This is a genomic window from Streptomyces sp. NBC_00162, from assembly GCF_024611995.1.
In the GTDB taxonomy this organism is placed as follows: Bacteria; Actinomycetota; Actinomycetes; order Streptomycetales; family Streptomycetaceae; genus Streptomyces.
Window position 1 is genome coordinate 2,970,286 of the sequence record NZ_CP102509.1, and the last position, 26,025, is coordinate 2,996,310.

Below are 26,025 nucleotides of genomic sequence, written 5' to 3' on the forward strand. Positions count from 1 at the left end.
GGCTCGGTCCGGCAGCGGACTGCTCAGGCCCGGGTTCCCTGGTCGCTGACGAGCGTGCCGATCTTCTCACCCTTGACGGCGCGGGCGATATTGCCCTCGGCGAGCAGTTCGAAGACGAGGATCGGCAGCTTGTTGTCGCGGCACAGCGTGATGGCGGTGGCGTCCGCGACCTTGAGGTCGCGGGACAGGACCTCGCCGTACTCCAGCGCGTCGAACTTCACCGCGTCCGGGTTCTTCTTCGGGTCGGAGTCGTAGACGCCGTCGACACCGTTCTTGCCCATGAGCAGGGCTTCGGCGTCGATCTCCAGGGCGCGCTGGGCGGCCGTGGTGTCGGTGGAGAAGTACGGCATGCCCATGCCGGCGCCGAAGATCACGACGCGGCCCTTCTCCAGGTGCCGTACGGCGCGCAGCGGGATGTACGGCTCCGCGACCTGACCCATGGTGATGGCGGTCTGCACGCGGGAGTCGATGCCCTCCTTCTCCAGGAAGTCCTGGAGTGCGAGGCAGTTCATCACGGTGCCGAGCATGCCCATGTAGTCGGACCGGGCCCGGTCCATGCCGCGCTGCTGGAGCTCGGCGCCGCGGAAGAAGTTTCCGCCGCCGATCACGACGGCGATCTCCGCGCCGTCACGGACCACCGCGGCGATCTCGCGCGCGATGGCGTGGACGACGTCGGGGTCGACGCCCAGTCCTCTGCCACCCGAGAAGGCTTCGCCCGACAGCTTCAGCATGAAGCGGCGGCCCTTCTTGTCCTGGTCGCTCTTGTCGTCGGATGCGGTGTGGGTGTCCACGCCCTGATTCATGGAGATCTCCTCGTGCACATACGAAGAAGGCCATTGCCAGTGGGTCCTTGCGGTTCCCTCTGCGGCAATGGCCTCCTCGTCAGATCTGCGGTCACCTCGCGCAAGCGCGGGCGACTGCCTCAGACCCTACCGGGGTCCGGTGTCCGTCGTGTACGGACGGACTCAGATGCCGACCTTGATGCGGGTGAAGCGCTTCAGGGTGACACCGGCCTCGTCCAGGACCTTCTGGACGGACTTCTTGTTGTCCAGGGCGTAGGCCTGGCCGAGCAGCGTGGCGTCCTTGAAGAAGCCGTTGACGCGACCCTCGACGATCTTCGCGATGGCAGCCTCGGGCTTGCCCTCCGCGCGGGTGACCTCTTCGGCGATGCGACGCTCGGACTCGACCTTGTCGGCCGGGACGTCCTCGGCGGACAGCCACTGCGGGGCGAACGCGGCGATGTGCTGCGCGACGCCGCGGGCGACCTCGGCGTTCTCCTTGTCGAGCTCGACGAGGACACCGATCTGGAACGGCAGGTCGGGCATCGTGCGGTGCATGTACGAGCTCACGTAACCGCCGGTGAACTGCGCGAAGCGGTCCAGGACGATCTTCTCGCCGAGGTTGGCGTTGGCCTCGTCGACGAAAGCGGTGACGGTCTTGCCGGCCTCGATCTCGGACGCGAGGAGCGCCTCGATGTCGGCCGGGGAGGTGGCGGCCACGTGGGCGGCCAGCTGGTTGGCGACGGCCAGGAACTTCTCGCCCTTGGCGACGAAGTCGGTCTCGCACTTCAGCTCGACGAGGACACCGGAGGTGTTGTCGTCGGCGATCAGGGAGACGACGGCACCGTTCTCGGCAGAACGGCCCTCGCGCTTGGCGACGCCCTTCTGACCCTTGATACGGAGGGCCTCCTGGGCCTTCTCGACGTCGCCGTCGGCGTCCACGAGCGCGTTCTTGCAGTCCAGCATGCCGGCGCCGGTGAGCTCGCGGAGCTTCTTGACGTCAGCGGCGGTGTAGTTCGCCATGAGTCTGTGATTCTCTCTCGAAGTCGTAGATCTACGGGTGAACGGCGGAGGCGCCGCGCTTTTGGCGCGGCTCCCCCGCCGTCATCGTCCGTGCTGCGAGTGCCCGGCGCGTGAACGCCGGGCGCTCTCAGTGGGTCAGGCCTGCTCGGCGTCGGCGGCCGGGGCCTCGACAGCCTCGGCGTCGGCGGCCGGAGCCTCGACGGCCGGGGCCTCGACGGTCTCGGCAGCGGCCTCGGCCGGAGCGGCCGCAGCCTCGGCCGACTCGTCGGAGTCGGCCTTCTTGTCGCCCTCGAGCAGGTCGCGCTCCCACTCGGCGAGCGGCTCGGCGGCGGCCTTCTCGCCCGGCTTCGAGTCGCCGGTCGCGGCGCCGGAACGGGCGATGAGGCCCTCGGCGACGGCGTCGGCGATCACGCGGGTGAGCAGGGTGACGGAGCGGATCGCGTCGTCGTTGCCCGGGATCTTGTAGTCGACCTCGTCGGGGTCACAGTTGGTGTCGAGGATCGCGACGACCGGGATGTGGAGCTTGCGCGCCTCACCGACGGCGATGTGCTCCTTCTTGGTGTCGACGATCCAGACGGCGCTGGGGACCTTCGACATCTCGCGGATACCACCGAGGGTCTTCTCCAGCTTGATCTTCTCGCGGGAGAGGACCAGGAGCTCCTTCTTGGTGAGACCCGAGGCAGCGACGTCCTCGAAGTCGATCGCCTCAAGCTCCTTCAGACGCTGAAGGCGCTTGTAGACGGTGGAGAAGTTGGTGAGCATGCCACCCAGCCACCGCTGGTTGACGTACGGCATACCAACGCGCGTCGCCTGCTCGGCGATGGCCTCCTGGGCCTGCTTCTTGGTACCGACGAACATGATGGAGCCACCGTGCGCGACGGTCTCCTTCACGAACTCGTAGGCGCGGTCGATGTACGACAGCGACTGCAGCAGGTCGATGATGTAGATGCCGTTGCGCTCCGTGAAGATGAAGCGCTTCATCTTCGGGTTCCAACGGCGGGTCTGGTGACCGAAGTGGACGCCGCTTTCCAGCAGCTCCCGCATCGTGACGACGGCCATGGCCATCTCCTTGTTTTCTCGGTTTGGTTCCTGACGCCCCGCCGCGCCCTGCCCCGAAAGGGACCGAGAGACGCTCTCACCTGGCTGTTTCAGGCTGGTGAGGGGGCGTGCGAAGTCGACCCGGTGACCCGGATCGCCACAAGAAGTGTACGGGACCCGGCGGTATGCCGGGTGACGCCGTTGTCCACACCCGGCGGTCTGTCCACAGCTCAGCCCGCCGGACGGCCCGGCACGGGACGCTGTGCGCCATGACGACACTGCTGCTCAGCCTGCTGCTGGCCCTGGTCCAGACGTCCCTCGGCCCCGTCCTCGGGGTCCGGCCACTGCCCCCGCCCCTCTCGGTGGCGCGCTGGTGGGACCCGCCCCCGACCCCGTACGCGGCCGGCCACCGCGGGGTGGACCTGTCGGCGCCGGTGGGCGCGGAGCTCCGCGCCGTGGCGGCGGGCCGGGTCCACTACGCGGGCATGGTCGCCGGCCGCGGGGTCCTCTCTCTCGCGCTGCCGAACGGCCTGCGCACCACCTACGAGCCGGTCCGCCCCCTGGTCGCGGAGGGCGAACGGGTCACGGCGGGCCAGGTCGTGGCGGTCCTGACGGAGGGCTCCCACTGCCCGGAACCGTGCCTCCACTGGGGCCTGCTCGCGGGCGAGGCGTACCTCAACCCACTCGCCCTGCTCCCCCGCCCGGCACCCCGCCTGCTGCCGATGGCCGGCTCCGCCGCCGGCCTCAGCCCCGGACGCCCCGCAGCGCCATGGCGACGGCCGTTTCCGTGACGACGGCCGGGTCCTCGGCGGCACCGAGCTCGATCCGCCGGACGGCGGCGTCCACGACCCCTTGCAGCAGCATGGCGGCCAGCCTCGGCTCCGCCTGCCCCAGAGAGCTCAGCGCTTCGACGATCATCGCGACCAGCCCGCCGTGGGCCGCGCGGATCTTCTCCCGCGCCCCGGCGTCCAGCTCGCTCGCGGAGATGGCGACCACCGCCCGGTGCCGCCGGTCGCCCACCAGTCCGAGCTGGCTCCGCACGTAGGCCTCGATCTTCGCCTCGGGCGACTCGGCCTGCTCCATGGCCGCCTCGATCTCGGCGGCCCAGACGGGGAAGTCCACCGCGCACAGCTCTTCGACCACGGCCGCGCGGGAGCGGAAGTACTCGTACACGGAGGACCGGGCGAGCCCGGTCCGCTCCGCGAGGGCGGGGAAGGTCAGCGCTTCCGTCCCGCCTTCGGACAGCAGGGAACGCGCGGCGTCCAACAGGGCGCCGCGCTGCATCGACCGGTGCTCGGCCACGGAGGCCGCTCGAATCCTGGGCACGTCTCCACTCTACGGAGGTGCCGCAAGCTCACCGCCCCACATCGGCGAGCTTCGCCCGCAGTTGCAGCACGGACTTGGTGTGGATCTGGCTGACCCGGCTCTCGGTGACGCCCAGCACGTTGCCGATCTCGGCCAGCGTGAGCCCCTCGTAGTAGTAGAGGGTGACCACCGTCTTCTCGCGCTCGGGAAGCGTGTTGATGGCCCGGGCCAGCAGGCGCCGCAGCTCCCTGTCCTCCGCCACCTCCACGGGATTGTCGGCGGCCGTGTCCTCCAGGGTGTCCATCAGCGAGAGGCGGTCGCCGCCCTCCCCGCCGACGTGCAGCAGCTCCTCCAGGGCGACCACGTTGGCCAGGGACAACTGGCTGAAGACCGTGTGGAGGTCCTCCACCCCGATCCCCATCTCCCCGGCGACCTCGCTCTCCGTCGGAGTACGCCTCAGCTGGGCCTCGAGCGTGGCGTAGGCCCGCTCCACGGCACGCGCCTTCTGCCGCACCGATCGCGGGATCCAGTCCAGCGCCCGCAGCTCGTCGATCATCGCCCCGCGGATCCGGGTGATCGCGTACGTCTCGAACTTGATCGACCGGTCGATGTCGAACTTCTCGATGGCGTCGATCAGTCCGAAGACCCCGGAGGAGACGAAGTCGGCCTGCTCCACATTGGGCGGCAGCCCCACGCTGACGCGGCCGGCCACGTACTTGACCAGCGGCGAGTAGTGCAGGATCAGCTGCTCCCGCAGCCGCTCGTCACCTGAGTCCTTGTACGAGCGCCAGAGCACCTCCAGGGACGAGGGCGCGGTGGACCGCACACTGCCGCGGGCAGCGGGGGGCACCGCAGCGCGGTCGGACCCTGAGGTGTGCTGGGGCATGCTTCGCCTTTGCCGGAGCCGGATTCCTTGGGAGCGTAGCGTGACGGAAGTGTCGCGGTGCGCGAAGAGTACGGGATGGCGCGGGGGCGCATGGGCGACCCGGCTCGCGCGGGCGACCCGGGACCGGCGCCTGGCGCACGGTCCCGGCGACTGCCACCGGGAGGACCGCGTCTCTCATCGGTTTCACTCTTTCACCGGAACGCCCCAGGTCAACGACCGCCTCGCCGGGTGGCTCCGGTTTGTGTGCCGCCTCCTGGCGTTTGTCCGGTCAACTGCCAGCCCTCGCCCTGCCGTTCGACGAACCCCAGAGAGTGAAGTTCGTACAGTCTGCCGATGACTTCATCGGTGCCGTTGCCGGAGGCAAGTGCCACTTCCTCCACTTGAACCGGGCGGCCGGCCGGGAGCGCTTCGAGCACCCGGCCGGTCTCCGGGTCCAACAGGTCCCGGGCGAGCACGGGCCCGCGCCGCTCGGGGGCCAGCTCGCCGATGGAGCCGACGAGTTCGACCACCTCCGCCGCGTCGGTGACGAGTACGGCCTCGCCCCGCAGCAGCTCGTGCACCCCGGCCGAGAGCCCGCTGGTGGCGGGCCCGGGGACGCCCATCGTGAACCTCCCGAGCTCCTGGGCCCGCCGGGCGGTCACCAGCGAACCACTGCGGTGGGCGGCCTCCACCACGACCGTGCCCCGGGTGAGGGCGGCGATGACCCGGTTGCGCAGGACGAACCGGCTCGGGGTCGGGTGGCTCCCGGGCGCCAGCTCCCCCAGGACCAGTCCCTGTCCGGCGATCCGGCCGAGGAGTCCGGCGTGTCCGCGGGGGTAGGCGACGTCCACCCCGCAGGCCAGGACCGCTGCGGTGGCGCCGCCCGAGGCGAGGGCCCCTCGGTGGGCGGCTCCGTCGATCCCGTACGCGGCTCCGGAGACGACGACCCAGCCCCGTTCGGCGAGCCCGGCGGCCAGGATCTGGGCCATGTGCGCCCCGTACGGGGTACAGGCCCGGGCCCCGACCACGGCGACCGAACGCAGCGCCCAGGTCCGCAGGTTCGGCCGGCCCCGCAACCACAGCCCGACGGGCCGGGCGTCGCCGAGGTCGTCGAGCTGGGTGGGCCACTCCGGCGACCCGGGGCACACGAACCGGCCCCCCGACTCGGCGGCCAGCGCCAGGTCCCGCCGGGGGTCGGCCAGCGCGGCCCGTCTGCGGTACCCGGCCAGCCGCTCGCCCCCGACCCCGGCCGGAGCCGCCACCTCCGCCTCGGGCCCGGTCAGCATCCGTATCAGCCCCACCGCGCCGTACTCCCGCAGCCAGCGCCCGCCCCGTTCCTCCCCGGGTTCCAGGACCCGGGTCAACGCCGCCCTCGCCAGCAGCTCGGGCGTCATGACCGCTCCCCCGTCATGAGCGGAACGCCTCGTGCGATGCCCGTGCGCAGCTCCAGCGCCACGGCCACGTCGAGGGCGCTGGGACGGCCCCGGCCCGCCAGGTCCGCCACGGTCCAGGCCACTCTCAGCACCCGGTCCAGCCCGCGCGCGGTGAGCACCCCCCGCTCCAGATCCCGCTCGGCCTGCGCCAGCGCCCCGGGATCGGGCTGCCACCGCGTGCGCAGTTCCCGCCCGGGGACCTCGCTGTTGATCCGCCAGGGGGTGTCGTCGAGGCGGTGGGCCGCCCGGGCCCGGGCCAGGGCGACCCGCTCGGCCACGGTGGCGCTGCTCTCGCCCCGTCCGCCGTGCCCGAGCAGGTCGGACCGGCTGACGGGTTCGACCTCGATGCGCAGGTCCACGCGGTCCAGCAGGGGACCCGACAGCCGCGCCTGGTACCGCCTGATCGACGAGGGCGGGCAGTCACAGCCCGCGCCGTGCAGGGTGTGCCGCCCGCAGGGACAGGGGTTGGCCGCGAGCACCATCAGGAACCGGGCCGGCAGGCGCACCACTCCCGCGGCCCGGGCCACCACGATGTGCCCCGATTCGAGGGGCTGCCTCAGCGCGTCCAGCACTTGGGGACGGAACTCCGGTGCCTCTGGCACTTTACCGACCGTCGAACTTGCCGTGTTGGCTCTGAGCTGGGGTTATGCGTCGCGTAGGCGTCAGTGATGTGGTGGGGGTTGGGCGGTCCCGCCGGACGGAGTCCGGCGGGACCGCCCGCATGAGGTTCAGCGGTCATTTAACGTCGAACGTTTCGCGGAGCGAAGTCAGTGTCCCGCTCACGGTGTTGTAGCTCATTGTCTCGTCCTTGCCGAAGTCCGCGTTGCGGGGCTGCACCTGGAATTCCCCCGCGCGGGAGCGGATGGCCGGTGTGGTGCCGACGACGGACGTGGTGTCGGTGGTCACCAGGGCATAGGCCCGTGCGAGTTCTTCCAGGGCCTTGGATGCCTGGCCCGGGAACTTGTCCGTGAGGTTCTGAGCTTCCTGGCCGATGGCCCGCAGCAGCGCGTCGCGGGTATCTGCGACGGCGGGCAGCTCCGTCACGCTCATTACGATCGGGATCTGCTGGATACCCTCGTCGGCGGTCGCTTCGGCGGTCGCTTCGGCGGATTCTTCGGGGGTGGCTGAAGTCATGCGATGGTTTCCGTCCTCGTTGGCGGTGGTGCATGGTGTCGCGTGCCAAGCGAAGCGGACCGACTACGGAGAGCGAAAGAGCCAAATCGGGTCACTCAATCTGGCCACCAGACGTTTCTTGCTGTCCCAGGAGCTGGGCTTCGAGGTCGGCGATGCGTCGTTCGGCGAATCGTAGGTTGGAGCGGGCTCCCTCGAGACGCTCTTGAAGGCTCCGGTGTTCGCCCGCCAGCTGCTGGACCCGGCGTTTGAGGGTGGTGTTTTCGGTGGTCAGGGCCTGGACGGACTCGCCCGGGACCATCTGGTCGAAGTCGCGGATGTGCCCCATGAGCTCGCCGATCCGCTGCCGCTGCGTGAGGATCTCCTTCTGGCTGCGGGTGAGCTCGGCTTCGGTGTTCAGCGCCCGCTCGCGCCAGGATCCCTCGATGCGGTCGTGTTCGGCCTGGCCGAGGCTGTCGTGGCGGCTGCGGCTGTCGGCGACCGCGGCCTTGATCAGGGTCCGTGCGGCTGGGTTCTCGTAGCAGAACGTGGCCGAGACGCCGGCCCGGTCGGCGATGGCCCGAACGGTGAGGCGTCCGCGTTCGCGTCGGAGCTGGCCGATGGCTTTCTCGACCGCGGCGGTCTTGTGCTCGGCTTGCCGGCGGCGGGCGGCGATGGCGGCTTCGGTGGAGGCCGGCCCGGCGGTCATGCGACCTCCCCGGCTTCGGCCTGGGCGAGTTCCTGGGCCCTGAAGGCGGTGGCCCAGACCCTGCCGAAGTAGTCCTGGGGCCGGCGGAGATCGAGGGCGAGGGCCTCGTCGAGGAGGCCGACGGCCTCCAGTGCTCTTTCCAGGCCGGCGATCGCGTGGGCGGTGGGCTCGAAGAGCCCGTGCAGGTAGTCGGCGGTCGCGCTGTCCGGAGCACCCTCCGCAAGCATCCGCCAGTGCTCGCGCTTGCGGTGCCAGTAGACGAGGTCAGCACCGGAGAGGACGAACTTGTCGCAGTTGTGGCAGTCGAGGTTCCAGGGGCAGGCGTCGCCGTTGACGACGGGCTGGAAGGTGCAGAAGCCGCCCTCGGCGGGGGTGGACTTGCGGGTGAGGTCGATGGCCATGGCCTCGGCTTCCTCGCGGGTCATCGGCTCGCCTCCGGAGAGGAGGGATCCGGGTTGGGCTGAGCCGGGCCCGCCGACCCAGATCGCGTTGAGGGCGTCGTTGAGCTTGGGGTCGGTGTTGGCGAGGTGGACGTAGTGCTCGGCCATGGTGTTGGAGACGTGGCCGAGGTAGCGCTTGACGTGGGTGAGGTCCGCTCCGTTGCGAAGCAGGTTCGTGGCCAGGGTGTGGCGGGCCTGGTGGGGGACGCAGTGGGTGTCGGCGATCTCATCGACCCATGCCCTGAACAGCCGGTGGAACCAGCCGTAGCCGGCGCCGTTGAGCATGGTGCGGTTGGCCTGCAGCCGCGGGAAGAGCGCGATCTCCAGACGTTCCTGGGAGGTGGGTGGCCGCCCGTGCCGCTGGACGAACAGGGCGACGGTCTTCTCCTGACGTCCAAGGAGACGCTGGTGGAGGCGTTCGGGGATGCGGATGGCCTCGTCGAGGTGGCCGACCTTGGTCTGGTCGTGCCAGAACAGGGGCATGTTGCCGTGCCGGCCCAGGCACTCGAGCCGTACTTCTCGCACTTCCTTGCAGCGTCGGCCGGTCAGGACCAGGGTTTCCCAGATGTCGCGGGCGCCTCGGTCGTTGACGTCCGATGCGGCGAGGCTCTCGAGGTTGGTCTCGTCCGCGAGGGCTTTGGCCACCTCGTCGGAGAAGGGGCGGCGGCGGCCGCTGGGTGTGGGGGCATTGGGCAGGGCGACGATGAAGCCGCGGTCCAGGCCGATGGCTTCGGCGTTTCCGCTGTCCAGGGCGGCGCGAAGGACGCGGCGGGCTCCGTTGAAGGTCCGGCCGAGGGTTCCCTTGGTGACCACGGTGGGCTCGAAGTTGCGGCCGTGCCCGCCGAGGGCGAACAGGGCGATCGAGGTCAGGCCGTGTTCGGCCCGGTGCCGCTGGTCCGCCACGAAGTCGATCATGTGCTCGGCGGCCAGGGCCGTCGGGTCGTGGCCCCCGCCGGGTGCCCGGGTGTCGAGGAAGGCCGAAAGTTCGGCGATCCCGCGGCGGATGGTGTCGATCGGATTGCGGGAGCGGGGCGGGTCGGCCGTCAGCCGGGTCGCGATCGCGTCCCAGAGCAGGTCCCGCAGCCAGCGCTGGGTGATGTGGGTCAGGTCGATGCGCCGGTCTCGGCCGGCGAAGCGAACTCCGAAGTGATCCGTCTCGATGAATCCGGCGTCCTTGGAGTCTTCTCGGGTGAAGTAGATCAGCCGCAGATGCTGCAGCATCCGCTTGGCGATCTTGCGAGGGTGCATCGTGCAGGCGTCCAGGTCCAGCCCGACGAGGGAGTCGACCGCCGTGGTCCGGCAGTGGTCGACGAGGTACTGAACCCAGGCGAACGGCCAGATGCTGCCCGCCGGGCTCTGAGCGTGAGCGAACAGGCACCACTGGATCTCCGCCTTCACCAGCGGCCGCAGGCCCAGCAGGGACAGCTTGCCGTTCGACCGGTTGGCCAGCCCCGTCTCCCGGCACCACTGCCGAAAGCGGCTCTCATCCGCGTAGGAGACCGGCGGCGGCTCAGACGACTCGGGCTGCCAGCGCCGCCAGTTCCGGGCGACCCGCCCCCGTCCGGGAGAGCCCTGGCCCTCGTAGCGGGACTTGTGCCGCAGACACAACCCGATCGGGTGAGCGGCCCGCTCGGGACACGGCTCGACCTGGCACTGGCCGAACGAGGGGTAGGGCCGCTGCCGCGGCAGCCAACCGTCGAACTCCTCGCCGGCCTGGCGCCGGTTGTTCCAGATCTGGTGGTGATTCCAGCACAGCCCGTCCCAGCTCGAGGCCGGATTGTCCGGGCAGACCAGGCAGTCCGGAGCGTCGTGGTGCGACTTCGACTGCAGCGGAAGGGCCATGCGAAGCAGGTCCGTGATGCATCCGCCCTCCTTGCGGACCTCGGACCACTGCCTCCAGTGTTCCCAGCAGTAGTCGTAACCGGGATTCTGGGGCCGCTGGCAGTCCGGAACACCACACAGCCAGCGATAGACCGGGTGGTCCCCCGGGACGCTGATCACGTCCTGGCGGAAGATCGGGTCGAACGACGGAGCCGTCATCAGGGCAGAGAGAACCTCCAGGCGGTCGCCTGCCGTGCGGGTCGCCTCACCACCCCGGTGAGGCGCCGGGATCAACGTCAGAGCGGTCGTCGTCACTGTTCACCCCAGACTGTGCGCAAGGCGGCATCGAACTTCGGCGAGTGCAGGTCCGGGTGGCCATAGACCTCATCGACCATCTGGGCCGAAGCCCAGTTCCCTGCGGCCTTCGCCACCAGCGGGTCGCCGTCCGCGGCGTCCATGACGTCGTTGGTGAACTGATGCCGAAACGCCTGCGGCTTGATCCGGCCCGGCAGATCAGCCCTGCGGCCGGCCCGCCGGAGCATGCCCCGGGCGGCGTCCGCCGACCACGGCTCCCCCCGCTTCGGCCCCGCCAGCTGGATCAGCAGCATCCCGTGCCCCGCGGCATGCACCGCGTACTCGCTGGTCATGTACTTGAAGTAGCTGCTGACCATCGCAGGGCTGGCCCGGTAGATCTCCCCGCCGGTGATGACCCCGTCGACCAGTCTCCAGTCCGGCTTGATCTTCGCCGCCGCCCGGTTCGCGTTGCCCCACCGATGACAGACGTGGACGTGCGGGCTCTTGCAGTCGCCGCAGTCGGCGCCCTCCCGCAAATGCAGATCCACCAGGTGCAGCCCCGTCAGGCCACCGATCCGCATGCTGGTGTCCGACAGCCACGTCACCACCATCGCGTCGCGGGCCGTGTTCACCACCGGCGCCAGGTCCGCCCGCGTGCCTTCCGGCAGCATCTTCGGGTGACGGCGCCGCGGCCGACGCCGAGGAGCCAGCGGATTGGCCGGCATCGACGTCATCACGTGGCCCAGCAGCGAGCGGTCCCGGTCCACCTGCGTGGGCAGGCGCCGGACCTCCAACGCCGTCCGCAGATCGCCGTTCACCCCTCGAAGGGCGCATTGGTGCAGGTAGAAGCCCTTCAGGCACGACGCCAGGACCTGCAGAGCAGACGAACCGTACGGACGCTTCGGCGGCGGCCGCCACACCTCACCGAACGGCATCGACACACGGGCCCCCACCGCCCCCAGATACCGGAACAGGTCCAGGAGTGACACCGACTCCGTGGCCAGCCCCTCCCGCACCCGCCACCGCAGATGATCAACGAGGTAGTACGCGTACGTCTTCTGTGTGCCCTTGCCCTCGTAGGTCCGCAGGAAGCCGTCAGCCTCCTCATCCACCGACCCGTCCGGCCACACGATGGTGTACGACCAGCCACCACCGGCTCGACTCATGGGTTGAACCCGCAGGTCCTCCAGGACCATCCTGCTTCGCATTGGTTGCCCTCACCTCAGGCGCAACGTAACGGCGAAGCCACCCAAGTTCGGTAAACGCGTACACAACGCTCGCAACGATCACTTATACGGACCTAAAGGTCACGCAGACCGTGCTCGGTAAAGTCGAGGAAGAGCACCCCTTTGTGGGCCAGCGACACCGCTCCGGGTCTCGGCAGCCCGCTCCCGCCGCCGACCAGGGCCTGCATGGTCGCCGAGTGGTGTGGTGCGCAGTACGGCGGAACGGTCACCAGGGGCTCGCCCGGCGGGAGGATTCCCGCGACCGAGTGCACGGCCGTGACCTCCAGGGACTCCTGTCGCGTGAGCGGCGGCATGATGCCCGGCAGCCGCTCGGCCAGCAGGGTCTTGCCCGCTCCGGGCGGGCCGCTCAGCAGGAGGTGATGGCCGCCGGCCGCGGCGACCTCCAGGCTCCGCCGGGCGGGTCGCTGCCCGGCGACGTCGGCGAGATCCAGCCCGTCCCAGCCGCCGGCGGCCCCCGCGATCCCGGTGCCCAGGCCCGCACCGGGGAGGGTCAGGCCCGCCAGTATCGGGTCGGGGCGGCCCGGCGGGTCGGGAGGTTCCTCCTCGGGGACCGCCCCGTCGGTCAGAACCGCGATCAGCTGGCGCAGGCTGCGCACCCCGAGCACCGAGACGTCCGGCACGAGCGTGGCCTCGGCGGCGCACTGCTGCGGCACCACCACCTGCCGGTATCCGGCCTCCGCCGCGGCGAGGACCGCGGGCAGGACACCCCGGACCGGCCGAACCCGGCCGTCCAGGCCCAGTTCCCCGATGAGCACGAGGTCGGCGATCACGCCCGGGTCGACCACTTCGGCGGCGCCGAGCACGGCGGCCGCAACGGCCAGGTCGAATCCCGCTCCGGACTTCGGTACGGAGGCGGGGCTGAGCCCGACGGTGAGCTTCTTCTGCGGCCACGCCGCACCCGAGTTGACCACGGCGGCCCGCACCCGGTCCCGGCTTTCGACCAGGGTCTTGTCCGGCAGTCCCACGAGGGTGAAGGCTGCGACCCCGGGCTCCAGGTCGGCCTGGACCTCCACCACCACGCCGTCGACGCCCACCAGGGCCACCGAGCAGGCTCGGGCGAATCCCATCAGGCCACCCCCCTGACGTGCTCCACCACGGGCGCACCGCGCCGTGGCAGCAGGACTCCGACCAGGTCGATGCGCACCCCGCCCGGCGGCGGTCCGCCGTGGTCGGCGAGCCAGCGCCCGGCGAGCGTGCGTAAGCGCTCGGCCTTGCCGGGCCGCACGGCGGCCATGGGATGTTCGAAGTCCCCGGCCCGGCGGGTCTTCACCTCGCACACGACGAGGGCGTCACCGTCCCGGGCGACGATGTCGATCTCCCCGCCGCGGCACCGCCAGTTCCGCGCGATCACGGTCATCCCGGCCTCGGCCAGCCGCCGCGCGGCGAGCTCCTCGCCGTACCGCCCCAATGCCTGCTGTGCCACGCCCTTCGCGTTCATCCGGCACCACCTCCGGTACCGACGATCCCGCGCCCCCGCCCACCCTGTGGATCTTGGTGGACAACTCCGCCGTTGTGGATAACCCGTTCACCCGTACGGCGGAGAAACCCGGCGGAGGAAACCCAGCGGGGGAAGCCCGGCGAAACCCAGCGGGGGAACTCAGCTGCCCGGCAGTTCCAGGTCGCTCTTGTTGAGCTCCTCGATGTTCACGTCCTTGAACGTCAGCACCCTCACCTGCTTCACGAACCGGGCCGGCCGGTACATGTCCCACACCCAGGCATCGGCCATGGAGACCTCGAAGAAGACCTCCCCCTGGACCGAGTGCACCTGCATCTCGTAGTCGTTGGTGAGGTAGAAACGGCGTTCGGTCTCGATCACGTACTTGAACAGCCCGACGACGTCGCGGTACTCCCGATAGAGCTTCAGCTCCATCTCGGTCTCGTACTTTTCGAGGTCCTCGGCACTCATGGCATGTTCCCCTTCAGCCGTGCGTCCCCCTATTGTGCGCCAGGCCCATGCGCCCCTAAACGATTTCCGGGGCCAGGACCACCGGCGCACCCGGAGGACCGTCGTCGAGCAGCGTACGGAGCAGCTCGGCGAGTCTGGTCGGGTACACCGTCTCACGTGCCGAGAGAAGTTCCTCGGAGGTCCACCACCTGGCTCCGGTGACGCTGCGCCGCTCCAGCTCGGTGAGCCCGGCCGGCTCGATCTCCGTCTGGGCGGTTCGGGCCAGGAAGTACCACTCGTCCTGCTCCCAGCGGCGCCCGTCGAAGGGGAAGGAGCAGTACCGGTGCCACAGCACAGGCCCCAGATCGACCTCTGTGATCCCCGTCTCCTCCGCCAGTTCCCTGAGCGCCGCCTGCTCCCGGCTCTCGTCGCCCTCCAGCCCGCCGCCCGGGGTGAACCACCAGTCGTCCGCGGGGTCCGCCGGTTCGAAGCCGTGCAGCAGCAGGATCCGGTCCGCCGGGTCCAGCAGGATCACCCGCGACACCTTGCGGGGGCCGGGGGCCGGGGCCTGTGCCGGGTCAGTGGACACCGGCCGGCTCCCGCCGCCGCCCGCGCCCCAGAACCCGTGCGAGAGGCCCGTAGGCGGCGCCCAGGACCACCAGCGCGGCGCCGGCCACCACGCTCGCGAGCTGGAGCCGCAGCGGCCCGGGCTTGGAGATTCCGCCGGGCAGCGCCGCGTAGGTCCGCGGCCGCTCCAGCATGGACGTGGAGGGCCAGGCCACGGCGTCGACGCGGGCGCTGACGGTCGACCGGGGCACGGTGCCCTGCCCGGCCTCCTGGAGGTGGGCCCGGGAGTCGAGGGAGGCGGCCCGGCGGTCGCCGAGCAGGAAGAGGTTCCCCTCGGGAACGGTCACCTCGAAGGGGGTCCCGGGGGCCGGGGCCTGCCCGGGCGGCATCGCCAGGCCCGAGTCGGGCTTGGTGTTGTCGGCGTACGGCTCGTCGAGGGCCGTGCCGTTCACGGTCAGCTCGCCGCCCGCGCCGCAGCACTTCACGGTGTCGCCGCCGATGCCGACGACCCGCTTGACCATGGGCGAATCGCTCCACATGGAATCAGTGAAGATGACCACGTCCCCACGGCGCACCTCGACGCCGTCGATGCGCTGGGCCAGCACCCGGTCCCCGGGCAGCACCGTGGGCATCATCGAGTCGGTGGGCACGGTGTAGGGCTGATAGACGAGCGCCCCCCACACGAAACCGCCGAGGAAGAGCGCAAAGCCGACGGCCACGGCGATGCCCGACAACACGTTGCCGAGACCACCGTGGCCGTCCTTGCCACTGCGTATTGCCTGTGTTCCGCCCATTGCAGCGCCCCCACGTCGGAGATCGTCGACCTGGGCGGCACCCTACCCGGCGGTAGGGCCCGAGGTCAGCCTCCGCCGCCGCCACATGACGAGCGGCACAGCGCCCGTGAGCCCCAGCGCGGCCGGAGCCAGCCCGACCGGCGCCAGCCCGGCGGCGCCGAGGCCGAGCGCGGTCGCCGCGGCCTGGTTGCCGATGCCCGGCTGGTCGAAGGTGTCGGGGACCGGCAGGGTGGACCAGCGGGTGATCGGCCATGCAATCACGACGGCCCGCCCGACGACCTTGTCGACGGGCACGAAGCCCTCGGTGGAGTCCTGCATGTGGTAGCGGGAGTCCTGGGAGTTCTGCCGGTGGTCGCCCATCACCCAGATCTTGCCCTTGGGCACCTTGAGGGGACCGAAGGGGGCGTCGTCGCACGCGGTGTTGCCGGGGAAGATGTACGGCTCGTCGAGGGCCTTGCCGTTGACGACGACCGGACCGCCCTTCTTGCACTCGACCGTGTCCCCGCCGATGGCGATGGTCCGCTTGATCAGGTCCTTCTCGGCGGCGTCCGGCATCAGGCCGATCTTGCTGAGGATCTGCTGGGCGAGGTTCGGCTCGGGGGTGGGCTCTCCTGAGAGCCAGTTCGCCGGATCGTGGAAGACGACGACCTCGCCCCGCTCGGGCTCGGAGCCGAACCACGGGGTCAGCTTGTCCACCAGCACCCGGTCCCCGCGCTGCAGGGTGTTCTGCATCGAGTCGGACGGGATCGAGAACGCCTGCACGAGGAAGGTCTTGATCAGCAGGGCCAGCAGCAGCGCGATACCGACCAGGAGCGGAAGCTCCTTCCAGAACGAGCGGTGCGGGCGCGCCTTGCCACCGCCGTCGTCCTCGGCCTCGGCCTCGTGCTTGATGGCGTCGTCCGGCCGCTCCTCACCTTCATCGCGTCCGGATCGTGCGCCTACCGCCACGTCCCCCACATCCACTCCTCACTCGGATTCGCCGCCCGCTCCGACATCGGACACGGGCCCTCCCCTCCCTTAACGAGCGGGAGTTCCCTAAGGCGCGGGAGACCCAGGACACACTATGCGAACGGAGTGCCCCGTCGGCGCCGACGACGCCCGTGTGCCTCGCGTCGCGCCTGATCGGGCACCATCCGGAAGGTCGCGGGGGTCTCCAGCCGACGCCAGTGCCCGAACGGCCAGGCGATGACCACGGCCTCGCCCACGACCCCGTTCTCGTCGATGGTGCCCTCGAAGGCCTCGTCGAGGTGGTAGCGGGAGTCGGCCGAGTTCGCCCGGTGGTCGCCCATCACGAAGAGCCGGCCCGCTGGCACCCGCACCTCGAAGCGGATCTCCGAGGGCGCGTTGCCCGGGTTCACGTACGGCTCATCGAGCGGCGAGCCGTTGACGGTGACCCGCCCCCGGGCGTCACAGCACTGGACGGTGTCCCCGCCGACGCCGATGACGCGCTTGATCAAGTCCTGCTCGTCCGCGGACGGCAGCAGTCCGATGAAGGTGAGGGTCTGCTTGACCTGCTTGACCCCGACCGGGTCCGAGGCCGGCCGGGCGACCTCGCCCTTGAGCCAGCCGCCGGGGTCCTTGAACACGACGACGTCGCCGCGCTCGACCTCGGAGCCGAACCACGGGGTCAGTTTGTCCACCAGCACCCGGTCGCCGATCTGGATGGTCTGCTCCATCGAACCCGACGGGATGAAGAAGGCCTGCACCAGGAAGGTCTTGAGGAGCAGCGCGATGCACAGCGCCACGACCACCAGCAGGGGCAGCTCACCGGCCCGGCGCGTGCGGCGGCGGCGCCGCACCCGGCGGGCCAGCCGGCGCCGCTCGGCCCGGCCGCCCTCCGGCACGACGGGTTCCGGCTCCGGCTCGGGTCTGCGCTCGGGCTCCCGCCCGCCGCGCGGCCGCCCGCGGCTACCCATGCCCGCCGCCGGCCGTGCCCCAGCGCGAGAGGGGCCAGCCGATCCATTCGGCCCGCCCGATCACCTTCTCCACCGGCACCATCCCCCCGCCCGGTTCCCCCAGGTGGTCCCGCGAATCCCGGGACTGGGACCGATGATCACCCATCACCCACAGGGTCCCAAGGGGGACGACGATCCGGAAGGGCACCTTCGAGGGCGCGTCGCCCGGGTAGAGGTACGGCTCCTCCAGCGGGACGCCGTTGACCTCGATGCGTCCCCCGGCATCGCAGCACACCACGTCGTCGCCGCCGACGCCCACGACCCGCTTGACGAAGTCGGTGTCGGCGGGCTCCGCGAGCCCGAGCGCGGAGGCCGCTCCGTGCAGCAGCTCGCCGATCGGATGGCCCGCGGGGCGTTCCCGTACGAAGGACCCGGTGCCGTCGAAGACCACCAGGTCACCGCGGCGCGGCTGGTCGCCGAAACGGTACGCCAGCTTGTCGACCAGCACCCGGTCGCCGACCTTGAGCGTCGGCTCCATCGAGCGGCTGGGGATCAGGAAGGGCTGCACCACGAAATTGCTGAGCAGCAGCAGGAAGACGGTGCAGATCACACCGAGCACTCCGGCCCGCCGCCACGTCAGCCGCCAGGCATGCCGCGACCGCGCCGACCGGCCGGTCTTCGAAAACGCGAAACGCGACCGCCCCTCCCCCTCGTCGGGGGAAGAGTGGCCGCGCTGCGTGTGAGGTGCTTCGGTGTCCATCGGGGGCGAGCCTATCCGGCCGCCCCGGGACCCCGGAGGAGACCTCAGTTGTCGCGCTTCTCCTTGATCTTCGCGGCCTTGCCGCGGAGCTCACGGAGGTAGTACAGCTTGGCGCGGCGCACGTCACCGCGGGTGACGAGCTCGATCTTCTCGAAGATCGGGGAGTGGACCGGGAAGGTACGCTCCACGCCGACGCTGAAGGAGACCTTGCGAACGGTGAAGGTCTCGGAGACACCGGCGCCCTGGCGACGGATGACGACACCCTTGAACTGCTGGATACGGGAGCGGTTGCCCTCGATCACGCGGACGTGCACGTTGATCGTGTCACCCGGGCGGAAGGCCGGGACGTCCGAGCGGAGCGCGGCGGCGTTGACGCCATCGAGCAGGTGAGACATGTTCTTCGTCTGCTTTCTTCGCACGACGCCACAGGTCGCCGGTGCGGGTTTCCGTAGAGAATTCGGGAGCCGTGAGACTCGGCGGACGACGGTCCCCCTGTGGCAGGGGCGTCCGCGAGCACACAGCAGCCGCCTATTCTTCCACGGTCTGCGGCCGGAGCCAAAATCGGCCGTCGTCCGACGGCTTCCAGCCCAGTACGGAGAGGATCTCCCGGTCCTTCTTGTCGAAGGCGGAGGCCTCGCAGCGCTCGATCAGGTCCGGGCGGTTGCGGGCGGTCCGGCGGAAGGCCTCGTCCCGGCGCCAGCGGGCGATCTTCCCGTGGTGGCCGCTGAGCAGCACCTCCGGAATGCCCCGGCCGCGCCACTCGGGGGGCTTGGTGTAGACGGGCCCCTCCAACAGGTTGGCCATCTCGCCGGGGGCGAAGGAGTCGTCGCGGTGCGATTCGGCGTTGCCGAGCACCCCGGGGAGCAGCCGGGCCACGGCCTCGGTGACGACCAGGACGGCGGCCTCGCCGCCCGCCAGGACGTAGTCCCCGATGGAGACCTCGTACACCGGCATGCGCGTGGCGTACTCGTCCATGACACGGCGGTCGATGCCCTCGTAGCGGGCCGGGGTGAAAATCAGCCAGGGCCGCTCGGAGAGTTCGACGGCGAGTTCCTGGGTGAAGGGGCGGCCGCTGGGGGTGGGAACGACCATGACGGGCCCGTGCGCGCCCGCCTCGTAGCCGTCGGCCAGCGCCGCGTCCAGGGCCTCGCCCCACGGATCGGTCTTCATGACCATGCCGGGTCCGCCGCCGTACGGGGTGTCGTCGACCGTGTTGTGCCGGTCGTACGTCCAGTCCCGCAGGTCATGGACGTGTACGTCGAGCTGGCCGCGGGCGCGGGCCTTGCCGACGAGGGAGACGTTCAGCGGTTCCAGGTACTCGGGGAAGATCGTGACGACGTCGAGACGCATCAGGCGTCTTCCCCGTCCTCGTCACGGGTCGAGTCGATGACGGCTTCGCGCTCGTCGATCAGCCCGGGCGGCGGGGTGATGACGCAGCGCTGCTCCTCGAGGTCGATCTCGGCGACGATCTCCTCGACGAAGGGGATCATCACCTCGGAGCCGTCCGGCCGCTCGACGATGAAGAGGTCCTGCGAGGGCAGGTGGGAGATCTCGGTGATCCGGCCGATCTCGGTGCCGTCCTCGAGGACCACGTCCAGGTCCATCAGCTGGTGGTCGTAGTACTCGTCGGGCTCCTCGGGGAGCTCCGCCGGGTCCACCTCGGCGATCAGCAGGATGTTGCGCAGCGCCTCGGCGCCGGTGCGGTCCTTGACGCCGGCGAAGCGGAGCATCAGCCTTCCGCTGTGCACCCGGCCCGTCTCGATGGTCAGCGGTCCCGCCGTCACGGGCTCCGTCTTGAGCACGGCGCCGGGACTGAGCCGCAGTTCCGGCTCGTCGGTGCGCACCTCGACGGTGACCTCACCCTTGATGCCGTGGGCGCGGCCGATCCGCGCGACTACCAACTCCACTGTGCTCTCCTGTTCAGACGACGACGGGCCGGGGCGGGCACGTATGCCCTCCCCGGCCCGTGCCGGTGATTCACGCTGCTGGCGAACCGGGTCTCAGCGGACCTGGTCCACGTCGACGAGGTCGACGCGGATCCCCCGGCCGCCGATGGCGCCCACGACTGTGCGCAGAGCACGTGCGGTGCGGCCGTTGCGGCCGATCACCTTGCCGAGGTCGTCGGGGTGAACCCGGACCTCGAGCACCTGCCCGCGGCGCAGGTTGCGCGAGGCGACCTGCACGTCGTCGGGGTTGTCCACAATGCCCTTCACGAGGTGCTCAAGAGCCTCCTCGAGCATGCTCAGGCCTCGGTCGACTCGGCGGCGGCCTCAGCCTCGTCCGCCTTCTTGTCGGCCTTCTTCGCCTTCTGCGTGATGGCCTCGCCCTTGGCGTCGCCACCCTCGAGGGCCTTGGCGAACTCGTCGAAGGTGCGACGCTTGTCTTCCTTCGTCGCCGGCTGCAGCAGCGGCGCGGGGGCGGGGAGGCCCTTGTGGGCCTGCCAGTCACCGGTCAGCTTCAGGATGGCGAGCACAGCCTCGGTGGGCTGGGCGCCGACGGACAGCCAGTACTGCGCACGCTCGGCGTTGACCTCGATGCGCGACGGGTTGTAGGTCGGGTGGTAGATACCGATCTCCTCGATCGCGCGACCATCCCGGCGGGTGCGGGCGTCGGCGACGACGATGCGGTAGTGCGGCTGGCGAATCTTGCCGAGGCGCTTGAGCTTGATCTTGACTGCCACTGGAGTGGTGTCTCCTGAACTTGACGTGGTTGGGCACATGAGATGCCACGTGGGGTTGCGGTACTCGGGTGCCCGATGGACGCGTCAGCCGGAGGAGAGAGGGGTCCTATGCGACTGTCGAGTACAGCTAGCCATTGTGCCATACGCCTGCGGTGCGCTCAGCCGGGCGGGGTGCACCGGCCCCGCCCGGCGGGCGCGGCTGAACCCAGCCCCGGCCGCCGCCCCAGTGGCGGCCCTGCGGCCGGGATGTCGGCGGGGGCCGGCCCCGGCGGTCAGGAGGCCGCCGCGACGGCCACCTCGGGGATGCGGAAGGGCTTCATGCAGCCGCCGCACACGATCGGCGCCTGGGCGAGCACGGAAGGGACCACGCGCACGTTGCGCCCGCAGTCGCAGACCGCCTTGACGCGCACGCCGCCGCCGGAGGAGCCGTGCCGGGCGGCCGGTCCGCGGAAACTGCGCTTGGTGTCGGCGGCCGTGGCGGCCGTGTGCGCCTTCAGCGCGCGCTGCAGCCGCTCGATGGTGGGCCGGTAGCGTCGCTTGGCCTCCGGATTGAGCGCGACCAGCGAGAAACCGCTGCTCGCGTGGGGCTCCTCGGAGTGGTCCAGCCCCATCTCCTCGGCGATCGCGAGGAATCTGCGGTTGTGGTAACGGCCGGCGCGCGAAGTGTCGCGGACACCCCGGGCGGCGGCGATGCCGTGGACTGCCTCGTGCAGCAGTCGCTCGAAGGAGAGCTCGGCGCCACAGGCGGACGAGGACTCTCCGATCAGGGACTCGGGCGCGGCAAGGTCAGGCAGCTCGGAGTGGTACCGCTGAATGTCGGCCCACGCCTGCGCCAGCTCTGCGGCGAGAACAGGTGGTGTCGTGCTCACGTCGTGACAACGAGCCGGGGTGCCCCGGTGTTCCGATTCCGGGCCATTCCAAATTTTTTGCACGTACCAGTCAGTTCAGTCTCATGCGTCCTGAGGAGGACGGGTGCGTCGATGTCAGGAGGAGTCGGTACTTAACGTCGACGGACAAGCATCAGCCCCGGCGCGCGGCACGAGCCGCACGCCGGGGCCTAAGAGTTACTCAGTACGAGCGCGCGACGATCGCGAGGGTACCGGGGGCGTCGTCCGACTCCGGGACCGACCCGTCGGCGGCGATCAGGCAGCGCACGGAGACGGCCTGCTCGGCCAGCTTCGCCTCGCCCTCCGGACCGAGGTCCGCCCACGGGATCCGCGCCCAGCCACCGGCGATGGCGGCCTCGGCGGCCTCCTCGATGGTCGAGACGTCCGAGGTACGGGCCTCACGGCGCTCGCGGGACTCGCGCAGCAGCTGCGCCTGGTCCTCGTCGAGCACCTTGGGCAGCAGGTCGGCGATCGCGTCGATCTGCACCGGGGTCTTGCCGCCCGGGATCCGGCGGGCCAGCATCGCGGTGCCGGCCTCCAGGTCGCGGGGGCCGATCTCGATGCGGACCGGTACGCCCTTGAGCTCCCAGTCGACGGCTCGGCGGCCGAAGGGGGTGTCCACGCGGTCGTCGACGTGTACACGGAGACCGGCGGCCTTCAGCTGGGCGCCCAGCTCGCGGACCTTCGCCACGGCCTCGTCGCCCTTGATCGCCATGACGACGACCTGGACGTGCGCGAGGCGCGGCGGGACGCGCAGGCCGTTGTCGTCGCCGTGGGACATGATCAGGCCGCCGACCATGCGGGTCGAGACGCCCCACGAGGTCTGCCAGACGAGCTCCTGCTTGCCTTCCTTCGACAGGTACTGCGTGTTGAAGGCCTTGGCGAAGTTGGTGCCGAGCTCGTGGCTCGTGCCCAGCTGCAGGGCCTTGCCGTCGCCCATCATGCCCTCGAGGGTGAGGGTGTTGATGGCGCCGGCGAAGCGCTCCTTGGCGGTCTTGCGGCCGAGCACGACGTCGATGCCGAGCACGTTCGTCATGAAGTCGCCGTACACGTCCGTGTGGATGCGGGCGGCGTAGTCGCGGGCTTCCTCGTAGGTGGCGTGGGCCGTGTGGCCCTCCTGCCAGAGGAACTCGCTCGTACGGAGGAAGACGCGCGGGCGCATCTCCCAGCGGACCACGTTGGCCCACTGGTTGATCAGCAGGGGCAGGTCGCGGTAGCTCTGGACCCACTTGGAGAAGTAGTCGTTGATGATCGTCTCGGAGGTGGGCCGGACGACGACCGGCTCTTCCAGCTCCTTGCCGCCGCCGTGCGTGACGACCGCGAGCTCGGGGGCGAAGCCCTCGACGTGCTCCGCTTCCTTCGTCAGGTACGACTGCGGGATGAAGAGCGGGAAGTAGGCGTTCTGGGCGCCCGCGTCCTTGATCCGCGCGTCCATCTCCTGCTGCATCCGCTCCCACAGGCCGTAGCCGTACGGTCGGATGACCATGGTGCCGCGGACCGGACCGTTGTCGGCCAGCTCGGCCTTGTTGATCAGATCCTGGTACCAGCGGGGGAAATCCTCCGCCTGCGGGGTGAGAACGGGTGCCTTTGCCATGGCGCGAATGGTACGGCGCCCGGCGCGCCGAGCGTGAATCGGGTGGCTCGTTCCTCTGGACGCGGGAGCCGATGGGGAGTTCTCTGTCAACGGGGGCAAGGGGGCGACATGGAATCAGGAGCGCTCTTTCGATGACACCGACGCCGACCGCGACGCTCGTCGCCCGGGACTGGGCCGAGATCCAGGAACGGATGCTGGTACCGCTGTACGAGGCGGTCTACGACCGGCTGGAGGTCGGGCCGGGGGACCGGCTGCTGGGCCTCGGCTGCGGGGCCGGGCTGCCCCTGCTGCTCGCGGCCGGGCGGGGAGCCGCGGCCACCGGCGTGGAGGCGGATCCGGCGCGGCGGGCGCTGGCCCGCGAGCGGCTCCTGGAGGTGCTGGCGACTCCGCCGTCCGCACCGTCGGCGTCGGCGGGCCGCCCGTACGACGCCCTGCTGGCCTTCTCGCCCGACCTGGTGGCGCTGGAGCGGGCCCTGCCCGCGGTCCGGCGCGGCGGGGCGGTGGTGCTGGCCGACTGGGGCCCGGCGGAGAGATGCACCGTGCCCGCGGTGCTGGGCGGCGGGCCCGCGCCGCGGGATCTGGACGCTCTCGTGGAGCGGGCCGGACTGCGTCCGGACGGGTCGGGGCGGGTGTTCTGCCCGTTCGGCTACGCGGACGTGGACAGCGCGGTGCGCGGGCTGTTGTCGACGGGGCTGTACCCCGTCGCGGGCACCGGCTCCACCGGAGTGGCGGACGCCGCGCCCTTCGGGATGGCCGATCCCGTGCTGGCGGAGAAGGAGCTCGCCGTCGCCCTTCACCCGTACGAGCGGCCCGACGGGGCCGTTTGGCTGCCGAACATCTTCCGGTATGTGATCGCCCGAATGGCGTAACGGGGTCGCTTCAGTCCGCGTCGTGGCCCTTCGTCAGGCGCGGGATCCCGGCGGCGGCGTAGGCGGCGGGTTCGTCCAGGGTCTCGGCGGCAAGGAGTGCCTCGGCCAGGGCGTCGAGCTTCGGGCGGTTCTCGCGCAGCAGTCGGCAGGCATCCTCGTAGCACTCGTCCACGACCCGCCGCATCTCGTGGTCCACCGCGTCCAGGGTGGCCGGGGCGGCGGACAGGCCGTAGGGGCTCTGGCCGTCGGAGGGGATGGCGGTGAGGCGGCCGACGCGTTCGCTCATGCCCCAGCGGCCGACCATGCCGCGGGCGATGCTGGTGACCTGTTCCAGGTCGCTCTCCGAGCCCGTGGTGATGACGTCGTAGACCACGTGCTCGGCCGCCATGCCGCCCAGCGCCCCGATGATGCGGCCGCGCAGGTACGGCTCGGTGTACGAGTAGCGGTCGGCGTCCGGGGTCGAGAGGGTGACGCCGAGCGCGCGGCCGCGGGGGACGATCGTGACCTTGCGCACCGGGTCGGCGCCCGGCTGGAGCATGCCGAGGAGGGCGTGCCCGCTCTCGTGGTAGGCCGTCCGGCGGCGCTCCTCCTCCGGCATGACCAGGGACCTCTCGGCGCCCAGCTGGACCTTCTCCAGCGCCTCGGACAGATCGGCCTGGGTGACCGCCTTGCGTCCCCGTTTGACGGCGAGCAGCGCGGCCTCGTTGGCCAGGTTGGCGAGTTCGGCGCCGGTCATGCCGGGGGTCGAACGGGCCACCTGGGTCAGTTCCACGTCCTCGGCGAGGGGGATGTCGCGGGTGTGGATGCGCAGGATGGCCTCGCGTCCGCCCCGGTCGGGCGGGGAGACGACCACGGTGCGGTCGAAGCGGCCGGGCCGGGTCAGGGCCGGGTCCAGCACGTCCGCCCGGTTGGTGGCGGCCAGTACGACCACGCCCTCGGAGCCCGAGAAGCCGTCCATCTCGGTGAGGATCTGGTTGAGGGTCTGCTCGCGTTCGTCGTGGCCGCCCATGCCGGCGCCCGCGCCGCGCGCCCGGCCGATGGTGTCGATCTCGTCGATGAAGATGATCGCGGGGGCCACTTTCCGCGCCTCGGAGAAGAGTTCGCGCACCCGGGAAGCGCCCACGCCGACGATCATCTCGATGAACTCCGAGGCCGAGGCGGAGAAGAACGGCACCCCTGCCTCACCCGCGACCGCCCGCGCGAGCAGGGTCTTGCCGGTGCCGGGCGGGCCGGACAGCAGGACGCCCCGGGGCATCCGGGCGCCCATGTCCCGGTACTGCTGCGGGTTCTTGAGGAAGTCGACGACGTCGTTGAGCTCGCCCGCGACCTCGTCGATGCCCGCCACGTCCTGGAAGGTGGTGCGCTGGGCGCCCACCTGCAGCTCCACGGGTTTGGGCGGTGCCTTGCGGCCCAGCCCGCCCATGCCGCCCATCCCCGCACCGCTCATGCGGCGGGCGATGAACACCCACAGGAGGACCAGGAGCAGCATCGGGGCGAGGGAGAGCAGCAGATTGGCCAGGAAGCTGCGCTGGACGACGACCGGGGAGGCCGTCACGTTCACGTTCTGCTTGGTGAGGTCGGCCCACAGGTCGTCGTCGGCGAAGGCGGGGCGCTGGGTGACGAACTTGGTGTAGTCGCCCTTGTCCCCGTCGGGCAGCGCCTGCTTGGCCTTCAGCTCGCCCTGGATGGCGTCGCCCTTGGAGTAGATCTTCGAGACGTTGCCGTTGGCGACCTGCTTGCTGAACTCCGTGTACGAGATCGTCGGCTCGTCGCCCTCGTTGAAGAAGGACAGCACGAGGTTGGTCACCAGGTACACGATCAGGGCGGCGAGGATCAGCCCGCGCCAGCCGCCCGGCATCTTCCGCTTCGGCGCGGGGGCGGGCGGCGCACCCTCCGAGCGCCACGGCGTGTCGGCCCGGTCTCGGGGCGGTACGGGGGTGGGGCTGGGCACGGGCGCCTCCTTATGCCGTCCTCCCGGCCGACCATAAGCGACAAACCGGATCATCGCCCCGCAGGAACGGCAAGGCCCC

28 protein-coding genes and 1 pseudogene are annotated in these 26,025 nt (G+C 70.7%); 2 read left to right on the plus strand and 27 right to left on the minus strand.

Annotation, left to right across the window (positions count from 1 at the left end):
• Positions 1-23 precede the first annotated feature (23 nt).
• The 3 genes from pyrH to rpsB all read right to left on the minus strand — a co-directional run bounded on the left by pyrH (position 24) and on the right by rpsB (position 2,861).
• Complete coding sequence (gene pyrH / locus JIW86_RS13575; RefSeq protein ID WP_215145246.1) at positions 24-803, minus strand: UMP kinase; 780 nt, start codon at positions 801-803, stop codon at positions 24-26.
• A 162-nt stretch (positions 804-965) separates the two neighbouring features.
• Positions 966-1,802, minus strand: coding sequence for a translation elongation factor Ts (gene tsf / locus JIW86_RS13580; RefSeq protein WP_215145245.1), 837 nt, complete (start codon positions 1,800-1,802; stop codon positions 966-968).
• Between the two features lie 135 nt (positions 1,803-1,937).
• Positions 1,938-2,861, minus strand: a complete 924-nt coding sequence (rpsB, locus tag JIW86_RS13585) for a 30S ribosomal protein S2 (protein ID WP_257553974.1) — start codon at positions 2,859-2,861, stop codon at positions 1,938-1,940.
• A 248-nt stretch (positions 2,862-3,109) separates the two neighbouring features.
• On the opposite strand from rpsB, the gene JIW86_RS13590 reads away from it, so the two are divergent.
• Positions 3,110-3,631 (plus strand): M23 family metallopeptidase, encoded by a 522-nt coding sequence (locus JIW86_RS13590; protein ID WP_257553975.1) that lies wholly within the window; start codon positions 3,110-3,112, stop codon positions 3,629-3,631.
• Here JIW86_RS13590 and JIW86_RS13595 read toward each other — a convergent pair.
• From JIW86_RS13595 to proS, 23 genes and pseudogenes are all read right to left on the minus strand, one after another.
• A complete protein-coding gene (locus tag JIW86_RS13595; RefSeq protein ID WP_257559312.1) occupies positions 3,585-4,142 on the minus strand; it encodes a TetR/AcrR family transcriptional regulator in 558 nt (185 codons plus the stop codon). The two genes, JIW86_RS13590 and JIW86_RS13595, sit on opposite strands and share 47 nt — an antisense overlap.
• Positions 4,143-4,194: 52 nt before the next feature.
• Complete coding sequence (gene whiG, locus JIW86_RS13600) at positions 4,195-5,031, minus strand: RNA polymerase sigma factor WhiG (protein ID WP_215145239.1); 837 nt, start codon at positions 5,029-5,031, stop codon at positions 4,195-4,197.
• Positions 5,032-5,240: 209 nt separating this feature from the next.
• Positions 5,241-6,404 (minus strand): DNA-processing protein DprA, encoded by a 1,164-nt coding sequence (gene dprA / locus JIW86_RS13605; RefSeq protein ID WP_257553976.1) that lies wholly within the window; start codon positions 6,402-6,404, stop codon positions 5,241-5,243.
• On the minus strand, positions 6,401-7,045 hold the full coding sequence (locus JIW86_RS13610) for an ATP-binding protein (RefSeq protein ID WP_257553977.1): 645 nt from the start codon (positions 7,043-7,045) through the stop codon (positions 6,401-6,403). The genes dprA and JIW86_RS13610 overlap by 4 nt, the downstream gene beginning before the upstream one ends.
• Before the next feature lie 133 nt (positions 7,046-7,178).
• Positions 7,179-7,577, minus strand: coding sequence for a hypothetical protein (locus tag JIW86_RS13615; RefSeq protein WP_257553978.1), 399 nt, complete (start codon positions 7,575-7,577; stop codon positions 7,179-7,181).
• Between the two features lie 91 nt (positions 7,578-7,668).
• Entirely contained in the window at positions 7,669-8,262 is a 594-nt protein-coding gene (locus JIW86_RS13620; RefSeq protein WP_257553979.1) for a DUF6262 family protein, read from the minus strand.
• Positions 8,259-10,742 (minus strand): tyrosine-type recombinase/integrase, encoded by a 2,484-nt coding sequence (locus tag JIW86_RS13625; RefSeq protein WP_257553980.1) that lies wholly within the window; start codon positions 10,740-10,742, stop codon positions 8,259-8,261. The genes JIW86_RS13620 and JIW86_RS13625 overlap by 4 nt, the downstream gene beginning before the upstream one ends.
• Before the next feature lie 92 nt (positions 10,743-10,834).
• Positions 10,835-11,752 carry an integrase gene (locus JIW86_RS13630; RefSeq protein ID WP_257559313.1) on the minus strand — a complete coding sequence of 306 codons (918 nt, stop codon included), beginning with the start codon at positions 11,750-11,752 and terminating at the stop codon, positions 10,835-10,837.
• Between the two features lie 395 nt (positions 11,753-12,147).
• Positions 12,148-13,131, minus strand: a pseudogene (locus JIW86_RS13635) (ATP-binding protein); the annotation flags it as partial.
• Positions 13,131-13,502 (minus strand): YraN family protein, encoded by a 372-nt coding sequence (locus JIW86_RS13640; protein WP_215145233.1) that lies wholly within the window; start codon positions 13,500-13,502, stop codon positions 13,131-13,133. The pseudogene JIW86_RS13635 and the gene JIW86_RS13640, both read right to left, overlap by 1 nt.
• A gap of 159 nt (positions 13,503-13,661) precedes the next feature.
• Positions 13,662-13,970 (minus strand): DUF2469 domain-containing protein, encoded by a 309-nt coding sequence (locus JIW86_RS13645; RefSeq protein ID WP_005311352.1) that lies wholly within the window; start codon positions 13,968-13,970, stop codon positions 13,662-13,664.
• A 55-nt stretch (positions 13,971-14,025) separates the two neighbouring features.
• On the minus strand, positions 14,026-14,538 hold the full coding sequence (locus tag JIW86_RS13650; protein WP_257553982.1) for an NUDIX hydrolase: 513 nt from the start codon (positions 14,536-14,538) through the stop codon (positions 14,026-14,028).
• Positions 14,528-15,310 carry a signal peptidase I gene (lepB, locus tag JIW86_RS13655; RefSeq protein ID WP_257553983.1) on the minus strand — a complete coding sequence of 261 codons (783 nt, stop codon included), beginning with the start codon at positions 15,308-15,310 and terminating at the stop codon, positions 14,528-14,530. The genes JIW86_RS13650 and lepB (JIW86_RS13655) overlap by 11 nt, the downstream gene beginning before the upstream one ends.
• Positions 15,311-15,352: 42 nt before the next feature.
• Complete coding sequence (gene lepB / locus JIW86_RS13660) at positions 15,353-16,258, minus strand: signal peptidase I (protein ID WP_257553984.1); 906 nt, start codon at positions 16,256-16,258, stop codon at positions 15,353-15,355.
• A gap of 113 nt (positions 16,259-16,371) precedes the next feature.
• Positions 16,372-17,226, minus strand: a complete 855-nt coding sequence (gene lepB / locus JIW86_RS13665; protein ID WP_416237560.1) for a signal peptidase I — start codon at positions 17,224-17,226, stop codon at positions 16,372-16,374.
• Positions 17,219-17,965 carry a signal peptidase I gene (gene lepB / locus JIW86_RS13670; RefSeq protein WP_257553985.1) on the minus strand — a complete coding sequence of 249 codons (747 nt, stop codon included), beginning with the start codon at positions 17,963-17,965 and terminating at the stop codon, positions 17,219-17,221. The genes lepB (JIW86_RS13665) and lepB (JIW86_RS13670) overlap by 8 nt, the downstream gene beginning before the upstream one ends.
• Before the next feature lie 44 nt (positions 17,966-18,009).
• Positions 18,010-18,360 (minus strand): 50S ribosomal protein L19, encoded by a 351-nt coding sequence (rplS, locus tag JIW86_RS13675; RefSeq protein WP_073911044.1) that lies wholly within the window; start codon positions 18,358-18,360, stop codon positions 18,010-18,012.
• A gap of 133 nt (positions 18,361-18,493) precedes the next feature.
• Positions 18,494-19,315, minus strand: coding sequence for a tRNA (guanosine(37)-N1)-methyltransferase TrmD (trmD, locus tag JIW86_RS13680; RefSeq protein ID WP_257553986.1), 822 nt, complete (start codon positions 19,313-19,315; stop codon positions 18,494-18,496).
• Positions 19,315-19,872 carry a ribosome maturation factor RimM gene (gene rimM / locus JIW86_RS13685; RefSeq protein ID WP_215150438.1) on the minus strand — a complete coding sequence of 186 codons (558 nt, stop codon included), beginning with the start codon at positions 19,870-19,872 and terminating at the stop codon, positions 19,315-19,317. The genes trmD and rimM overlap by 1 nt, the downstream gene beginning before the upstream one ends.
• 93 nt (positions 19,873-19,965) lie before the next feature.
• Positions 19,966-20,205, minus strand: a complete 240-nt coding sequence (locus tag JIW86_RS13690; RefSeq protein WP_007266827.1) for an RNA-binding protein — start codon at positions 20,203-20,205, stop codon at positions 19,966-19,968.
• Positions 20,206-20,207: 2 nt separating this feature from the next.
• The gene (gene rpsP / locus JIW86_RS13695) at positions 20,208-20,645 is read right to left on the minus strand and encodes a 30S ribosomal protein S16 (RefSeq protein ID WP_215150440.1); all 438 of its coding nucleotides are present in this window, start codon (positions 20,643-20,645) and stop codon (positions 20,208-20,210) included.
• 272 nt (positions 20,646-20,917) lie between these two features.
• Complete coding sequence (locus JIW86_RS13700) at positions 20,918-21,514, minus strand: hypothetical protein (protein WP_069922136.1); 597 nt, start codon at positions 21,512-21,514, stop codon at positions 20,918-20,920.
• Between the two features lie 199 nt (positions 21,515-21,713).
• Positions 21,714-23,126, minus strand: coding sequence for a proline--tRNA ligase (gene proS / locus JIW86_RS13705; protein ID WP_215150442.1), 1,413 nt, complete (start codon positions 23,124-23,126; stop codon positions 21,714-21,716).
• 131 nt (positions 23,127-23,257) lie between these two features.
• On the opposite strand from proS, the gene JIW86_RS13710 reads away from it, so the two are divergent.
• Entirely contained in the window at positions 23,258-23,995 is a 738-nt protein-coding gene (locus tag JIW86_RS13710; protein WP_257553989.1) for a methyltransferase type 11, read from the plus strand.
• Between the two features lie 10 nt (positions 23,996-24,005).
• Here JIW86_RS13710 and ftsH read toward each other — a convergent pair whose 3' ends face one another.
• Positions 24,006-25,946, minus strand: a complete 1,941-nt coding sequence (ftsH, locus tag JIW86_RS13715) for an ATP-dependent zinc metalloprotease FtsH (RefSeq protein WP_257553990.1) — start codon at positions 25,944-25,946, stop codon at positions 24,006-24,008.
• Positions 25,947-26,025: the final 79 nt, after the last annotated feature.

What these genes read in the sequence shown, in the direction of transcription:
- JIW86_RS13590 (WP_257553975.1), top strand. Translation starts at nt 3,110, where the DNA reads ATGACGACACTGCTGCTCAGCCTGCTGCTGGCCCTGGTCCAGACGTCC.
- lepB (WP_257553985.1), bottom strand. Translation starts at nt 17,965, where the DNA reads ATGGACACCGAAGCACCTCACACGCAGCGCGGCCACTCTTCCCCCGAC.
- trmD (WP_257553986.1), bottom strand. Translation starts at nt 19,315, where the DNA reads ATGCGTCTCGACGTCGTCACGATCTTCCCCGAGTACCTGGAACCGCTG.
- JIW86_RS13645 (WP_005311352.1), bottom strand. Translation starts at nt 13,970, where the DNA reads ATGAGTGCCGAGGACCTCGAAAAGTACGAGACCGAGATGGAGCTGAAG.
- lepB (WP_257553983.1), bottom strand. Translation starts at nt 15,310, where the DNA reads ATGGGCGGAACACAGGCAATACGCAGTGGCAAGGACGGCCACGGTGGT.
- pyrH (WP_215145246.1), bottom strand. Translation starts at nt 803, where the DNA reads ATGAATCAGGGCGTGGACACCCACACCGCATCCGACGACAAGAGCGAC.
- whiG (WP_215145239.1), bottom strand. Translation starts at nt 5,031, where the DNA reads ATGCCCCAGCACACCTCAGGGTCCGACCGCGCTGCGGTGCCCCCCGCT.
- proS (WP_215150442.1), bottom strand. Translation starts at nt 23,126, where the DNA reads ATGGCAAAGGCACCCGTTCTCACCCCGCAGGCGGAGGATTTCCCCCGC.
- JIW86_RS13625 (WP_257553980.1), bottom strand. Translation starts at nt 10,742, where the DNA reads ATGACGGCTCCGTCGTTCGACCCGATCTTCCGCCAGGACGTGATCAGC.
- dprA (WP_257553976.1), bottom strand. Translation starts at nt 6,404, where the DNA reads ATGACGCCCGAGCTGCTGGCGAGGGCGGCGTTGACCCGGGTCCTGGAA.
- JIW86_RS13630 (WP_257559313.1), bottom strand. Translation starts at nt 11,752, where the DNA reads ATGCCGTTCGGTGAGGTGTGGCGGCCGCCGCCGAAGCGTCCGTACGGT.
- JIW86_RS13710 (WP_257553989.1), top strand. Translation starts at nt 23,258, where the DNA reads ATGACACCGACGCCGACCGCGACGCTCGTCGCCCGGGACTGGGCCGAG.
- JIW86_RS13620 (WP_257553979.1), bottom strand. Translation starts at nt 8,262, where the DNA reads ATGACCGCCGGGCCGGCCTCCACCGAAGCCGCCATCGCCGCCCGCCGC.
- JIW86_RS13615 (WP_257553978.1), bottom strand. Translation starts at nt 7,577, where the DNA reads ATGACTTCAGCCACCCCCGAAGAATCCGCCGAAGCGACCGCCGAAGCG.
- lepB (WP_416237560.1), bottom strand. Translation starts at nt 17,226, where the DNA reads ATGGGTAGCCGCGGGCGGCCGCGCGGCGGGCGGGAGCCCGAGCGCAGA.
- JIW86_RS13640 (WP_215145233.1), bottom strand. Translation starts at nt 13,502, where the DNA reads ATGAACGCGAAGGGCGTGGCACAGCAGGCATTGGGGCGGTACGGCGAG.
- rpsB (WP_257553974.1), bottom strand. Translation starts at nt 2,861, where the DNA reads ATGGCCGTCGTCACGATGCGGGAGCTGCTGGAAAGCGGCGTCCACTTC.
- tsf (WP_215145245.1), bottom strand. Translation starts at nt 1,802, where the DNA reads ATGGCGAACTACACCGCCGCTGACGTCAAGAAGCTCCGCGAGCTCACC.
- rplS (WP_073911044.1), bottom strand. Translation starts at nt 18,360, where the DNA reads ATGTCTCACCTGCTCGATGGCGTCAACGCCGCCGCGCTCCGCTCGGAC.
- JIW86_RS13690 (WP_007266827.1), bottom strand. Translation starts at nt 20,205, where the DNA reads ATGCTCGAGGAGGCTCTTGAGCACCTCGTGAAGGGCATTGTGGACAAC.